The sequence below is a fragment of the Leeuwenhoekiella aequorea genome (assembly GCF_004104375.1).
Classification (GTDB): Bacteria; Bacteroidota; Bacteroidia; order Flavobacteriales; family Flavobacteriaceae; genus Leeuwenhoekiella; species Leeuwenhoekiella aequorea.
The window spans coordinates 622425-636465 of record NZ_QOVM01000002.1 but is presented as its reverse complement, the minus strand read 5'-3'; the positions used below and the strand labels follow the sequence as shown (position 1 = coordinate 636465).

12 protein-coding genes are annotated in these 14041 nt (G+C 36.0%); 5 read left to right on the top strand and 7 right to left on the bottom strand.

Going from position 1 to position 14041, the window contains the following annotated elements:
• Positions 1–87: 87 nt before the first annotated feature.
• Together purB and DSM00_RS06830 are read right to left on the bottom strand one after the other, a co-directional pair.
• Complete coding sequence (purB, locus tag DSM00_RS06835) at positions 88–1431, bottom strand: adenylosuccinate lyase (RefSeq protein WP_128757277.1); 1344 nt, start codon at positions 1429–1431, stop codon at positions 88–90.
• 126 nt (positions 1432–1557) lie between these two features.
• On the bottom strand, positions 1558–2238 hold the full coding sequence (locus DSM00_RS06830; protein WP_128757276.1) for an SIR2 family NAD-dependent protein deacylase: 681 nt from the start codon (positions 2236–2238) through the stop codon (positions 1558–1560).
• 111 nt (positions 2239–2349) lie between these two features.
• Between DSM00_RS06830 and DSM00_RS06825 the strand changes: the two genes are divergently transcribed.
• Positions 2350–3015, top strand: a complete 666-nt coding sequence (locus DSM00_RS06825; protein WP_128757275.1) for a TrmH family RNA methyltransferase — start codon at positions 2350–2352, stop codon at positions 3013–3015.
• A gap of 77 nt (positions 3016–3092) precedes the next feature.
• Here the strand turns inward: DSM00_RS06825 and DSM00_RS06820 are convergent, their stop codons facing one another.
• From DSM00_RS06820 to DSM00_RS06810, 3 genes are all read right to left on the bottom strand, one after another.
• Positions 3093–3878 (bottom strand): carboxypeptidase-like regulatory domain-containing protein, encoded by a 786-nt coding sequence (locus DSM00_RS06820; RefSeq protein ID WP_128757274.1) that lies wholly within the window; start codon positions 3876–3878, stop codon positions 3093–3095.
• Positions 3879–3951: 73 nt separating this feature from the next.
• Positions 3952–5802 (bottom strand): DEAD/DEAH box helicase, encoded by a 1851-nt coding sequence (locus DSM00_RS06815; protein ID WP_128757273.1) that lies wholly within the window; start codon positions 5800–5802, stop codon positions 3952–3954.
• Between the two features lie 179 nt (positions 5803–5981).
• Positions 5982–6554, bottom strand: a complete 573-nt coding sequence (locus tag DSM00_RS06810) for a non-canonical purine NTP diphosphatase (RefSeq protein WP_128757272.1) — start codon at positions 6552–6554, stop codon at positions 5982–5984.
• 124 nt (positions 6555–6678) lie between these two features.
• Here DSM00_RS06810 and DSM00_RS06805 point away from each other — a divergent pair, with 124 nt between their 5' ends.
• Positions 6679–7365 carry a VIT1/CCC1 transporter family protein gene (locus DSM00_RS06805; protein WP_128757271.1) on the top strand — a complete coding sequence of 229 codons (687 nt, stop codon included), beginning with the start codon at positions 6679–6681 and terminating at the stop codon, positions 7363–7365.
• A gap of 169 nt (positions 7366–7534) precedes the next feature.
• Positions 7535–9907 (top strand): TonB-dependent receptor, encoded by a 2373-nt coding sequence (locus DSM00_RS06800; RefSeq protein ID WP_128757270.1) that lies wholly within the window; start codon positions 7535–7537, stop codon positions 9905–9907.
• A 33-nt stretch (positions 9908–9940) separates the two neighbouring features.
• Here the strand turns inward: DSM00_RS06800 and DSM00_RS06795 are convergent, their stop codons facing one another.
• Together DSM00_RS06795 and DSM00_RS06790 are read right to left on the bottom strand one after the other, a co-directional pair.
• A complete protein-coding gene (locus DSM00_RS06795; protein WP_128757269.1) occupies positions 9941–12097 on the bottom strand; it encodes a xanthine dehydrogenase family protein molybdopterin-binding subunit in 2157 nt (718 codons plus the stop codon).
• Between the two features lie 10 nt (positions 12098–12107).
• Positions 12108–12569, bottom strand: coding sequence for a (2Fe-2S)-binding protein (locus DSM00_RS06790; RefSeq protein ID WP_128757268.1), 462 nt, complete (start codon positions 12567–12569; stop codon positions 12108–12110).
• A gap of 142 nt (positions 12570–12711) precedes the next feature.
• Between DSM00_RS06790 and DSM00_RS06785 the strand changes: the two genes are divergently transcribed.
• Both DSM00_RS06785 and rpiA read left to right on the top strand, forming a co-directional pair.
• Complete coding sequence (locus DSM00_RS06785; RefSeq protein WP_128757267.1) at positions 12712–13311, top strand: nucleotidyltransferase family protein; 600 nt, start codon at positions 12712–12714, stop codon at positions 13309–13311.
• Between the two features lie 21 nt (positions 13312–13332).
• Positions 13333–14010, top strand: coding sequence for a ribose-5-phosphate isomerase RpiA (gene rpiA / locus DSM00_RS06780; RefSeq protein ID WP_128757266.1), 678 nt, complete (start codon positions 13333–13335; stop codon positions 14008–14010).
• Positions 14011–14041 lie beyond the last annotated feature (31 nt).

Sequence of the window (14041 nt, the reverse complement as noted above, 5' to 3'; positions counted from 1 at the left end):
GTTTGATTAAGTATTCATGCTAGGCCCGCAGGGAGAATACTACACAAACCTGTACTCAGATCAGATTTAGCGATTTTCTATTGTAATTTAAATACCCGTGTAGTTCGACGGAGTAATAGCTTTTAATTCTTGTTTAATAGCAGCACTAGTATCTAATGTATCTATAAAAGCGTGCATAGATGCTTGATTAATTACCTCATTAGTACGGGTTAACCCTTTTAAAGCTTCATAAGGATTAGGATATCCTTCTCTTCTCAAAATGGTTTGGATAGCTTCTGCTACAACTGCCCAGTTATTTTCAAGATCTTTAGCAAATTTACTTTCGTTTAATAGCAATTTGTTTAGACCTTTTAATGTACTCTGAAATCCTATTATCGTATGACCTAAAGGCACACCAATATTACGTAGTACGGTACTGTCTGTTAAATCACGCTGTAATCTGGAGATAGGAAGCTTAGCAGATAGATGTTCAAAAATAGCATTTGCAATTCCTAAGTTTCCTTCGCTATTTTCAAAGTCAATAGGATTTACTTTATGTGGCATTGCAGATGAACCTACTTCACCTTTTTTAATTTTTTGCTTAAAATATTCCATAGAAATATACTGCCAGAAGTCTCTGTTTAGATCTATGATAATCGTATTTATACGCTTCATGGTATCAAAAAGAGCAGCCATGTGATCATAATGCTCTATTTGTGTAGTAGGGAAAGAATGATGAAGTTTAAGGGTTCCGTTTACAAACGAAGATCCAAAATTTTTCCAGTCGACTTGTGGGTAGGCTACGTGATGTGCATTAAAGTTACCTGTAGCACCACCAAATTTTGCCGCACTTGGAATATCCTTTAAAAGACGTATTTGTTCTTCCAGACGTACAATAAACACTTCAATTTCTTTGCCTAATCGAGTAGGAGATGCGGGTTGACCGTGAGTACGTGCGAGCATAGGAATAGTTTCCCACTCATCTGCTAACTGTTTTAAATGGTCAATAACTTCAAGAAGTTGAGGTATGTAAACTTGATTTGTTGCATCCTTAAGGCTTAACGGGATTGCGGTATTATTTATATCTTGAGAGGTAAGTCCAAAATGTATAAATTCTTTAGAATTAGTAAGTCCTAATGCATCAAACTTCTCTTTTATAAAATACTCAACGGCTTTGACGTCGTGATTGGTAACATTTTCAATATTTTTAACGTTCTCTGCATCTTCAGTAGAAAAATCATCATAAATACCTCTCAAATCTGCGTAATGCTTCTTAGGAAAGTCTGCTAGTTGAGGAAGTGGAATTTCGCATAAAGCAATAAAATATTCAACTTCTACCTTTACACGGTATTTAATAAGTGCTTTTTCAGAAAAAAAAGCAGATAATATTTCGGTTTTATTTGAATATCTACCGTCTATAGGTGATACAGCTTCTAATGAAGATAGCGACATAATTGCATTTTAATTTTAAGAAGCAAAGATACGCAGCTATATCCTACTAACAAACTACAAAGAGCAAGAATGCGTTACCAGATTGTTTTAGAATATTTAATTTCTAAGAATGAAAATATCAAAGCCTTAGTTAGATATCAATTCGTCAACCAGCTTAGGCAATGCTATAGACGCTTTTTCTGGGATTACGTGTAAATTTTGTTTTGATTTTAATGCCGGATTAGGATCTATAAAATAAATGAGAGCAGAATTCTTAGCATAATCGATGAGTCCTGCGGCTGGATATACCTGCATCGATGTTCCTACGATTATAATTATATCTGCTTGAGATACTAAATGAGCAGCAGTTTCAAGCAACGGAACTTGCTCACCAAACCACACTATATGAGGTCGTAACTGGCTATTTTTCTCACACAAATCGCCGGTGCAAATGTCTGTATCCCAATTCAAAACAATATTTTCATCAACAGAACTCCTGGCTTTTAAAAGTTCGCCGTGTAAGTGAATTACAGAGCTACTGCCGGCACGCTCGTGTAAATCATCGACGTTTTGTGTGATAATAGATACCTCATACTGCTTTTCTAAATCTACTAATGCAGAATGGGCTGCATTGGGAGTTACGGTCTTTAATTGACGTCTGCGTTCATTGTAGAAATGCAGAACAAGATCTTGATTTTTCTGCCATCCTTCTGGGCTGGCGACCGCCATTACATCGTGACCTTCCCATAATCCATTAGCATCCCTAAATGTTTTAAGACCACTTTCTGCACTGATTCCTGCACCAGAAAGTACTACTACCTTTTTCATAATTTATGCCGATAATTTATCCAGTATAAAAATAACCATCAACAAGGAGAATTAACACAAATAACGAGATTATCAAGTAGGATTGCTTAGCTTATTTTATTTTTGAACAGTATGAAACAAAGTCTTCACAATTACTTAGAAACCTATCTCACGCCCAGACGTCAACAACTTTTTAAAGAGGTACTGGCACAGCGTACCCGTTTTTTAACAGTAGCTATAGAAGACGTAGGTCATCTACATAATACCAGTGCGGTGATGCGTAGTTGCGATGCGTTTGGTGTGCAAGATGTGCACGTAATTGAGGAGCTAAAAGGAAAGCGTATAGATCGAGAAATCGCTATGGGAGCACAGAAATGGACTACCGTAAATAGATATTCGAGCACCAAAGAAGCATTGAATTCCTTAAAAGAAAAAGGTTATAAAATTGTTGCGACGACACCGCATCATACTGCGCATAAGTTAGATGATTTTGTATTAGATCAACCTACCGTTTTATTCTTCGGAAGTGAAAAAGATGGGCTTACAGATACGGTAATAGAGGCTGCAGATGAATACATTTATATACCCACATTTGGCTTTACTCAAAGTCTTAATATCTCTGTATGTGCGGCAATTTTACTTCAAGAACTTACACAACGTTTACGCAAATCCAATCTTGACTGGCAGTTAAATGCGTCCGATTGTCTTGATATTAAGGAGTTATGGCTTAAAAGAAATTTGAAAGATTATGACAAACTAGTGACACGTTATGAATTAGAAAATAAGGGCTATAGTTAATATAGAATGAACTAAAAAAAAAGTCCGTAGTATGTGAATACTACGGACTTTCCTATTTTAAAATCTTAAGTTGCTTATTATTTATCTCTATTGAGAACTTTATATTCTTCATAGCAACTGCTCAACGCATCTAATATTTGAAGATCGTTAGCAGATTTTACAAAGCTCTGTGAATAGTCGCATCTTCCAAGAATAGCTTCTATATCTTCTTTAGGAACCTGTAGCAATGCACTTAACGTTTCTCTATCAAACTTAGTTACCAGAAGATTTCTAATATTATCATCTTCTTTCATTTGCCTAAGTTTCCGCATTTGCGAACTTTTATTCGAAAAGACTTTGTTTAAAAAGTCTGCCGGATTAAAAATAGCACTCAATACTTTGTTTATGGCTCCCGGTTGCGAATTACCCGCTTCGTAAGCAGTATCTAAACCAGAAATACTATAACGCACATTTTTATAAACAGGAACGTTCTTAGCGTCGATTTCAAGATATCCAGTTAATTCGACATTTTTAACGACAACCTCTTCTAAAGCGATTCCGGTTTCTGTCATTTTAACTTTTACATCGCCAAAACGTTTCCAGTCATTTGTAACACGTACTTGTAATGTTTTAAAACCTAAAAATGAAAAAAACAGGGTGTCTGTTGAAGACGCCCTGATTTTAAAAGTTCCATCTGTAGCGGTAGTTGTCCCTTTTACAGTATTTAGATTTATAATATTAACTCCTTCAAGAACCTCCTCTGTAGTTGCGTTTATAACAGTACCTTCAATAAGCGATTCTTCTGTATCGTCTGTCACTGTGCTTTGCGCAAAGGCAAAAGTGGGCAAGACAATACATAGGAGTAGTATAAAAATCTTCTTCATAGTATAATCAATTTAGAAAAAGAGACAGTAAAACCATACCAAATGTGACAAATCTTAGAAAATTAATGATGTATTAACGATCTCTCCTTCTTCTTTTTCCTGAAAACGGACTCTTATTTTCGCGTTCTCCTTCCGGTTTACTTTTACCTCTGCGTTCACCACCAGCATTTTCACTGCTGCGACCTCTACCGCCTCCAGAGCTTGAACCACCTGATGATCTCCTCTTCTTGAATCCACCATCTCCACCAGAGTCGTCTCTACGTCTTCCGCCGCCTCCAGAACCACCACTTCTTCTGTCGTTACGTTTGCGTTTTCCGCCACCGCCGCCACCACTTCTGGTGTCTTTAGTAATCTCTACGTGTACAGAGCGTCCTTTAAGATTAAAATCTTCAAAAAGAGCTAAAATAGTATCCTTATGTTCCGTATCGGTATTAAAGAATGAAAATGAGTCTTTACAATCAACTTTGTAAACTCCCTCACCCAGACCGGTAAGATCTTTTAAGAAGTCTTTTAAACTCATCCAGTCAAATCCGTCACGCTGACCTACATTGATAAAGTATCTAGTAGACTCCCCAGACTCTTCTTTCATATCTGCAACAACTCCGGCATTTAGATCCTTTGTTTTCTTGTAATAATTAAAGAAACGAGTGAATTCTACAGAAAATACTTTCTTAATAAGTTCCTCACGACTTAAGCCTTCGAGAACTTCATTTATGCTAAAAAGATAAGGGTTTATTTCCTCGTTAATCGTGGTATTACGAATATCATTTGCAAGGTGCATTAACTGGACTTCACAAATTTCCATCCCTGTTGGAATATCTTTTTGAATGAATTTTTTGTTGATTATTTTTTCTAAAGTTCTAACCTTACGTACTTCACTTTTTGAAACAATAACCATAGAAATACCCGTTTTACCGGCACGTCCTGTACGGCCACTACGGTGCGTATAGGTTTCTATTTCATCTGGTAATTGGTAGTTGATTACGTGTGTTATATCATCTACATCAATACCACGTGCAGCAACATCTGTAGCAACAAGCATTTGTATTTGACGCGCTCTAAAGCTTTTCATAACAAGATCACGTTGATTTTGACTTAAATCTCCATGTAATGCAGAAGCATTATAACCGTCTTCTATAAGTTGTTCAGCCACTTTCTGGGTATCGCGTTTAGTACGACAAAATACAACTGAGAAAATTTCAGGATTAGCATCTGCCAGACGCTTCAAAGCCTGATAACGATCACGAGCGTTAACCATATAATATTCGTGCGAAACATTCTCAGCACCCATATTCTTGGTTCCTACAGTAATTTCTATAGGGTCATTCATAAATTGCTTAGCGATGCGAGCAACTTCTTTAGGCATAGTAGCCGAAAATAACCAGGTTTGCTTGTTTTTAGGAGTATCTGCAAGAATTGTTGTTATATCCTCATAGAATCCCATATTAAGCATCTCATCTGCTTCATCAAGAATACAAAAATCAATTCCTGAAATGTCAACCAAATTACGTCGCATCATATCTTGCATACGACCCGGCGTAGCAACGATTATTTGAGCACCACGTGAAATCTGACGGGCTTGTTCTTGTATATTAGCTCCACCATAAACAGCAACGGTATTTAAACCCTTAACATATTTAGAGTAGCTTTTAAGTTCGTTTGTAATTTGTAGACACAGTTCACGGGTTGGAGAGATTATTAATCCCTGCGTTTTGCGACTGGTTGCATCTACTTTTTGAATAAGCGGAAAACCAAATGCTGCCGTTTTACCTGTACCTGTCTGAGCGAGTGCAACCACATCTGTTGCCTCGCGTAATAGGACCGGGATGGCTTTTTCTTGCACTTCTGAAGGCTCTGTAAAACCCATATCGGTTACAGCTTGCAAGATGGCATCATTAAGTCCTAACGCTTTAAATGTATTCATATAAAAAAATTATCTCAAATCAACGTCGATTTAAGAGGCTGCAAAGATAATGTTAATTAATGTAAGAAGATGTAGATGTATGTAATCATTTAGTTGCCTAAATATCAATGAATTGTATTTAAATAAATAGAATTAGCTCATCGATCTAAGGGTCAAGTGGTTAGAATAACAGCGAATTTTTATAAATTTTGAAGTGAATTAATAAGTTTTTCAGTAGCTTTTCCGCGGTGACCTATTTTATTTTTAGTAGATAGTGGCAGTTGAGCAAATGTCATATCATAGCCTTCGGGTACAAAAACAGGATCATAGCCAAAACCATTATCACCCATTTTTTCTCGTGTGATAGAACCTTTACAAATGCCTTCAAACGTATAGGTTTTATCATTTATGAAAAGAGCAATAACAGTTTTAAAATGAGCACTTCGGTTTTCTATACCGTTTAATTCGGTTAGTAATTTGGCTACATTATCGGCATCATTTTTTTGTTCACCGGCATATCGGGCACTATAAACTCCTGGTGCTCCCTGGAGCGCTTCAACTTCTAGTCCGGTATCATCTGCAAAACAGTCATAGCCATATTTTTCTTTTACATATTTTGCTTTTAACAATGCATTACCTTCTATTGTTTCAGCGTCTTCGATAATATCTTCAATACATCCTATATCGGTTAGACTTTTCAGATTATAGTTTGGCATTAAAGTCTGTATTTCACGTAATTTATTTGCATTATGGGTAGCAAAAACAAGAGTCATTTTATGATTTTTAGATTAGCAAGGTATTAATTATATCCTATCTGGATATTAAAATTACAGTAATCCAGCTAGTATTTTTTAGCGGAAAACCGAGATTCAATTTGATTTGGTTAAATTTAGTAATATGCAAAAAGAAGATCATTATACACAGCGCAGTAATTGGCTTAGGGCTGCAGTATTAGGCGCAAATGACGGAATTTTATCTACCGCGAGTCTTATTATAGGAGTAGCAGCTGCAAGTGAAAATAGAGAAGCCATTGTACTTGCAGGAGTGGCCGGGATTGTAGCTGGTGCCTTATCCATGGCCGCGGGAGAATATGTTTCTGTAAGTTCGCAAAGTGATATTGAAAAGGCAGATCTTGATCGCGAACAGATAGAATTAGAAACAATGCCTGTTGTAGAATTGCATGAGCTTAAGCAAATTTATATTAAGAGGGGCCTTACTGAAGCAGTTGCACTTGAAGTAGCTACACAATTAACTGAACATAATGCACTAGAAGCTCACGCACGAGACGAATTAGGAATACACGAGATTACACAAGCGAAGCCCTTACAAGCAGCATGGTATAGTGGAGCTGCATTTACAATTGGTGGTGGACTACCAGTGATAGTTGGTTTTATTGCTCCCATAGAATATATGGAATATATTCAATATTTGTGTGCAATATTATTTTTAGTGACTCTTGGAGCCATTGCCGCTAGAACTGGGGGATCTAAAATAGGAAGAGCTGTTATTCGTGTGACACTTTGGGGAACCCTTGCTATGGGCGCAACTGCTTTTATAGGATACGTATTTGGTACAATTATTTAAGATATTGCTCCTCAATTATATTGCTATATTAATCTTCTAAGTACTATAAACCTGGTAAAACACTTGATTACAGCGCATTAACATTATGCAGATTTATTCTAAATAAATGTTGTTTTATATCATTCCTGAGATTAGTTTCGCGCATTATTTTTAATTAATCTAAACAAGGATGTTATCAAGGTTTCTATTTATAATCTTTGCACTGCTAGTGTCTAATAGTGTGCTTGCTCAAGAGGGCATTTTATCAGGAAAAATTATTTCAAATTCTCAGGAAGAAATTGAGGGTGCAACAATAAGTATAGATAACCTTAATAAATATAGCATATCAAATGCTGAAGGTGATTTTACAATAGATAATCTTAATGCCGGAGTTTACACAGTAAAAATCGCTCACCTCGGATTTAAAACTCAGTTTTTACAAGTAAATATAATTAGTGGGCAAACCACTAATCTTTCTGTAATAGAACTTGAAGAAGCTAATAATCAATTAAATGAGGTAATCGTATCTGGTAGTTTGTTTAATAGAACACCTAATGCTGCTAAAGCGGGAATTAAGCCACTTGATTTACCGCAAAGTGCAGCTGTAATTTCTCAACAAACATTAGAAAATCAGCAGATAAATTCGCTGACAGATATTCTCAAAAACACCAATGGTGTTTATATAATGGGTACTACAGGTGGTTATCAAGAGGAGATTGCTTCTCGTGGATATAGCTTAGGAAGTAGTAACACATTTAAAAATGGGGTGCGCTATTTTAATGGAATGCGTATTGAAACAAGTGGTATAGAGCAAGCTGAAATTTTAAAGGGTAGTGCAGCTATTTTATTTGGTAATGTGCAAGCTGGAGGAATACTTAATCTTGTGACAAAGAAGCCACAGTTTGAATTTGGTGGTGAAGTAGATTTAACGTTGGGAAGTTTTGATTTAATAAAACCCACATTTGATGTGTATGGGGCTTTAAATGAATCAAAAACCAGTGCCTTCAGATTAAATGGCTCCTATACATCTGCAGACAGCTATAGAAAATTTGTTTCTTCTGAAACTTATTATATTAATCCATCATTCTTATTCAAATTAGGGAAAAAGACGAATTTACTTATTGAAGCAGATTATACAAATGATTCGCGTACACCAGATTTTGGTGCGGGTATAATTAATTACCAATTAGTAGATCTTCCTCGTGAACAATTTACAGGAGTGAAGTGGGGTTATTTTGATTCTGAACAATTATCGGTGACAGCTACCTTAAATCATCAATTTTCTGATAGTTGGGGTTTGACTTATATTAATTCTTTTCGTCATTATAATACTAATCTGTTTGCAAATACCCGTCCTAATACTTCAGGTGGTATTATACAAGAAAATGGAGATTGGCAACGTAATATTCAAAAAAATGATATTCAGGACAATTATAATATCAACCAATTTGACTTAAAAGGTATTTTTAATACAGGCTTTTTAAAACATCAATTTTTAGTAGGTGCAGACGTTGAAAATTATCGAACAAAAAACTATAGATACAATACATTTTCAGAACAAGATAATGGAGAGAGCTTTTATGAAGTAATCAATATATTTAACCCGGATTATGCTAATTTTAGAAATGACATTCCACAGCTTGATCAAAATAGATTAACGACTACGCCGGTATCGCGTTTTGGTATTTATATTCAAGATTTAATACGTATCACAGACTATGTAAAAGTTCTTGCTGGAGTGCGCTATACGTATCAAGATACTGAAAGTAAAATTACAAACTTGCCAGATTTAAGTACAAGTAGTATAAACTTCTACGATGATGCATTCACACCTCGTTTTGGGTTAATTATTCAGCCTACAAAACACAATTCTATATTTGCCAGCTTTGCAAATTCTTTTGAAACAAATACAGGAATTGATATAAATGGCAACGCTTTAGAACCATCTATAATCGATCAATTTGAAGTAGGTTTAAAAAATGAATTCTTCGGAAACAAATTGCTTTTTAATATAACTGCCTACTTAATTAAAAATAGTAATCTAGCACAAACTTCATTAACCGATAATACCGTCCAGGAGCTAGCTGGAGCAACTGAAAGTAAAGGAGTAGAAGTTGATCTTACAGCTAATCCTTTAAAAGGATTACGATTATTAGCCGGATACAGCTTTAATGAGATGAAATATACTGAATCGAATATTTATATAGTAGGAAGTTCATTTAGATATAATCCTAAACATACCGCAAATTTAAGTGCAGATTACCGTTTTGAATCGGGAATTCTTAATGGACTAAATTTAGGTGTGATAGGCTCGTATTTTGGAGAACGATTTGCCGGTAGGTCATTTCAAACTATAAACCCTAATAGTGGAAGACAACTTATACCTCTTTCCGATTATTTTCAGTTAGATGCTACAATAGGTTACATTTTGAATAATCATATTACGCTACGTGCAAAGCTTGCAAATTGTACTAATGAGCTTAACTACAACATACACGATGATAATAGTATTAACCCTATAGCTCCTAGAAATTATAGTGTATCAATAGGATATAAATTCTAAAAAAAAAAGAGATCTCGTTGAGATCTCTTTTTTTTATCCTTTTAATTGTGTTTCTGCTTCTGTAAGATATTTAAGAAGAGGTTGTTTTGTTAATCGCTTACCGGTAGCCGCTTTAATTGCATTTGCCACGGCACCACCTGCGGGAGGTAATCCGGGTTCACCAAGACCTGTAGGTGCACGTTCACTTTCAATAAAATGAACATCTACTTTAGGAGTTTCGTGCATACGTATTAATCGATAGGTGTCAAAATTTGTTGATGAAGGCTTACCATCTATAAAAATAAAATCACCATACATAGCGTGGCCTATACCGTCCAAAACTCCGCCAACGACTTGATTATTCGCTCCTGTAGGATTTACTACAATACCACAATCTACAGCAGCTGTTACACGGCTCACCTTTGGCACTCCATTTTGCATACGTATTTCTGCAACTTCAGCCACGTGTGTATTATGGCTGTAATACGCAGAAAAGCCTTTGTAAACGCCTTCTGAAGTTGAACCCCAATTGCCTTTATCAGCGGCAACTTTAATCACTTCTTTCATTCTGGAAGCAGAATACTGTATTCGCTCATCTGCTCCGTCAACGACATTATCTAACAAATCTAAACGCAGTTGTACAGCGTCTTGATTTAGACTTTCTGCCACTTCATCAAAGAAGCTTTGTTCTGCAAAAGCTAGAAAATTAGTATAAGGAGCCCGCCAGGCACCTGTTGTAATATTACTCTGATAATTGGCGCTTTCAATTCTTAAATTAGCAATCGCTCCTGCAGGGAAAAAATGAGGAATAAGACCATACATATTGCTATTAATGGCCGCCTCTTTCAGTTTGTAACCTGTAATTTTTCCATCTTTTAAGGATGCTGAAATTTTATATTTAATTGCAGGTCTAAAAATACCGGCAGTCATATCATCCTCTCGTGAATATATGAGCTTTATGGGTTTTTTAGCTTTGTTCGAAATTTCTGCAGCTTCTAAAACAAAGTCACCGTAAAGTCTACGCCCAAAACCACCACCCATACGCGTCAATTCTAAAACGACCTCTTCTGGCTCTCGTTCTAATAATTTTGCAACCTGCGCGGCTGTACCTTCCGGAGTTTGGATAGGACCTGCGAGATGAATTTTTTCTTCCGTGACATCCGCATAAAAATTCATCGGTTCCATACAGTTATGGGGAAGAAATGGAGATTCGTATATACGTTCTATAATTTGGTCTGCTTCGGCAAATGCTTTATCAACATCGCCATCCTCTCTACGGATTTCGCCTTTTTTACTGATTAACAGATCAAGCAAAATTTTATCGTGCATTTCTGTGCTCTCTAATGCATCATTTTGCCAATTAGCCTTTAATGCCTTTTTACCCTTCATAGCTGCCCAGGTGTTTTTACCAAGAACAGCTATTTTATCGCCAAATTGAATCACATCGTAAACCCCTGTAACTGCACGTGAATCTACATCTGAAAAATCTTTTAATTTCATTCCAAATGCAGGCGGGCGCAAAACAGATACATAGGTCATACCTTCCTTTTTGTAATCGAGACCATATAAGGGTTTCCCTGTAACAATGTTATCTAAATCTACATTTAAAGTATCTTTACCTATAATCTTGAAATCTTTAGGTTCTTTAAGCACTACATTTTCAGGAACCTCGAGAGCTGCTGCTTCTTTCACCACATCACCGTAACCTAATTTTTCACCAGAGGGTGAAGTAATAATGCCACCTGTTGCAGTTACTTCATCAGCATTAATTTTCCATTTTGCCGCTGCTGCATTTATAAGCATTTGTTTTGCTGTTGCTCCAGTTTGTCTTAAGACGGCCCAGTTTTGCCTAATTGATTGACTACCACCGGCTACTTGACCTCTATATTTATCTGTATCAAGACCTGCTTGCTTCACAAAAACGTGATCCCACGGGACATCTAATTCTTCTGCAACAAGCATTGGCATTGCTGTTTTTACACCTTGACCTATTTCAGGATTAGGAGAAAAAATGGTTACATACCCATTATCTGCAATTTGTATGTAAGCATTAAAGTCATTAAAATTTAAATTGGCTATATCAACCGGAGGTTGTACCTCTTCTTTACAGGCGGTGAGAAAATTAAAACCTATTAAAAGTCCGCCACTCGCAAGTGCTGATGTGCGAATAAATCCTCGTCTGCTGAACGTCATTTTTACTGTTGTTTTCATAACGTCTATTTTAAGATAGTTTTTTTGCGGCAGCCGCAACTGCTTGTTCAATGCGATTATAGGAAGCGCAACGGCAAAGATTTCCACTCATCGCATCACGAATTTCAGATTCTGAGGGAGTGGAATTATTTTTTAGAAAAGATGTCGCAGTCATAATTTGTCCTGCCTGGCAGTAACCACATTGCGGTACATCATGCTCTTTCCAGGCAACTTGAACGGGATGTGTGCCATCATCAGAAATCCCTTCAATAGTTGTTATTTTTGCAGATTCTAGAGAGCTTACTTGTAGCAAACAGCTTCGTGTAGCTGCACCGTCAATGTGTACCGTACAAGCGCCACATTGGCCTATACCGCAGCCAAATTTTGTACCTACAAGATCAAGTTCGTCGCGCAAAACCCAAAGCAAGGGTGTATCTGGTTCAGCATCAACTTGCATTGATTTGCCATTGACCGTAAGATTGTAAATAGGCATAGTAGAAATTTTTATTTAGGTTAAATTAATAAAAACTTAACAAGTTTATACGATGGCTACTTCTATTTATACAGATTATAAAAACCAGAAAGGATATATATAGTTTTTAAACAATGATTAGTTTTAAGCTTAAATCATTCAAATGAAGATAGCGGTATTAATCCTTGCTGCAGGAAGCGCCAGTAGAATGGGTGAAGCTAAACAGCTATTGCCTTATAAAAATACCACATTGTTAGGCCACGCAATTTTTCAAGCGGGCAAAGCTAACATAGCATCTGTCTATTGTCTTATAGGAGCTAATGCTGAAGTTATCAAAAAGGAAATTAAGCAAGATGTGCAATTTATTTATAATCCAGAATGGAAGAAGGGATTAGGTCATAGTATTGCAACAGGTGTAAATGAGTTAGAGAAAAAGAGATACGATTCGATTTTAATTATGCTTGCCGATCAGCCTGCTATAAATACAGCATATTTAAACGTACTAATCAATACTGCATTAAAAAATCCCGATAGCTGTGTTGCTTCTGGTTACGGAGATAAACTAGGAGTGCCGGCAATTTTTCCTCAACTATTTTATCGAGAATTGGGAAAGCTTTCTGGTGACGTAGGTGCGCGTTATATTTTAAATTCAGGAATGGAAAATCTTATAGTTTTGAATACTAAAAATAAAATTGAAGACATAGATACTCCTGAAGATTATAAACGTTTGCTCAAAAAAATAAACTTATTTTTAAACACTTAAACCACCACAAGATTCTATCTGATGACTGCTGATCAAGAGAAACAACAAGCTGCTTTAGAGGCAGTTAAATTCATTAAAAATAATATGGTTGTAGGCCTTGGTACGGGATCTACTGCAAAGCATATGATTCTCGCAGTAGGAGATCTCGTAAAGAGAGGTATGAATTTGACCTGCGTCCCGTCATCTGAGGCTACACAAAAAATAGCATTAGAATTAGGGATTAAAATTGTGGATTTACACGAAATAGACAAAATAGACATCACAATTGATGGCGCTGATGAATGTGACGAAAATTTTCAGCTAATCAAAGGTGGAGGAGGAGCTTTACTTCGTGAAAAAATACTTGCCTGGAATACGAAGTATAATATTATCATAGCCGATAGCAGCAAAGCTGTTAAGAAGCTGGGTGCGTTTAAACTTCCTATTGAAGTTATTCCATTTGCGACTAAACAAATTTTAAATTTTTTGGAAGCTGAAAATTTACAACCTATACAACGTACGAAAGATGGACAACCTTATAGTACTGATGAAAATAATTACATTATAGATGTAGATATATTTAAGATTGAAGATCTAAAAGCACTTGAAATAAAGTTACTTAAAGTGCCTGGTATTGTAGAAACAGGATTATTTCTTGATACTACTAATCTAATAATATTAGGAAATGAATCTGGTCCTATATTGAAGTACCGCAATTAAAAGGATAATCAGAATTTTTTCTTGATTACAA

Bases quoted from the DNA above. Each gene is read 5' to 3' on its own strand.
- DSM00_RS06795 (WP_128757269.1), bottom strand. From the start codon at position 12,097: ATGAAAACAACAGTAAAAATGACGTTCAGCAGACGAGGATTTATTCGC.
- DSM00_RS06800 (WP_128757270.1), top strand. From the start codon at position 7,535: ATGTTATCAAGGTTTCTATTTATAATCTTTGCACTGCTAGTGTCTAAT.
- DSM00_RS06785 (WP_128757267.1), top strand. From the start codon at position 12,712: ATGAAGATAGCGGTATTAATCCTTGCTGCAGGAAGCGCCAGTAGAATG.
- DSM00_RS06815 (WP_128757273.1), bottom strand. From the start codon at position 5,802: ATGAATACATTTAAAGCGTTAGGACTTAATGATGCCATCTTGCAAGCT.
- DSM00_RS06805 (WP_128757271.1), top strand. From the start codon at position 6,679: ATGCAAAAAGAAGATCATTATACACAGCGCAGTAATTGGCTTAGGGCT.
- rpiA (WP_128757266.1), top strand. From the start codon at position 13,333: ATGACTGCTGATCAAGAGAAACAACAAGCTGCTTTAGAGGCAGTTAAA.
- purB (WP_128757277.1), bottom strand. From the start codon at position 1,431: ATGTCGCTATCTTCATTAGAAGCTGTATCACCTATAGACGGTAGATAT.
- DSM00_RS06830 (WP_128757276.1), bottom strand. From the start codon at position 2,238: ATGAAAAAGGTAGTAGTACTTTCTGGTGCAGGAATCAGTGCAGAAAGT.
- DSM00_RS06820 (WP_128757274.1), bottom strand. From the start codon at position 3,878: ATGAAGAAGATTTTTATACTACTCCTATGTATTGTCTTGCCCACTTTT.
- DSM00_RS06825 (WP_128757275.1), top strand. From the start codon at position 2,350: ATGAAACAAAGTCTTCACAATTACTTAGAAACCTATCTCACGCCCAGA.
- DSM00_RS06790 (WP_128757268.1), bottom strand. From the start codon at position 12,569: ATGCCTATTTACAATCTTACGGTCAATGGCAAATCAATGCAAGTTGAT.
- DSM00_RS06810 (WP_128757272.1), bottom strand. From the start codon at position 6,554: ATGACTCTTGTTTTTGCTACCCATAATGCAAATAAATTACGTGAAATA.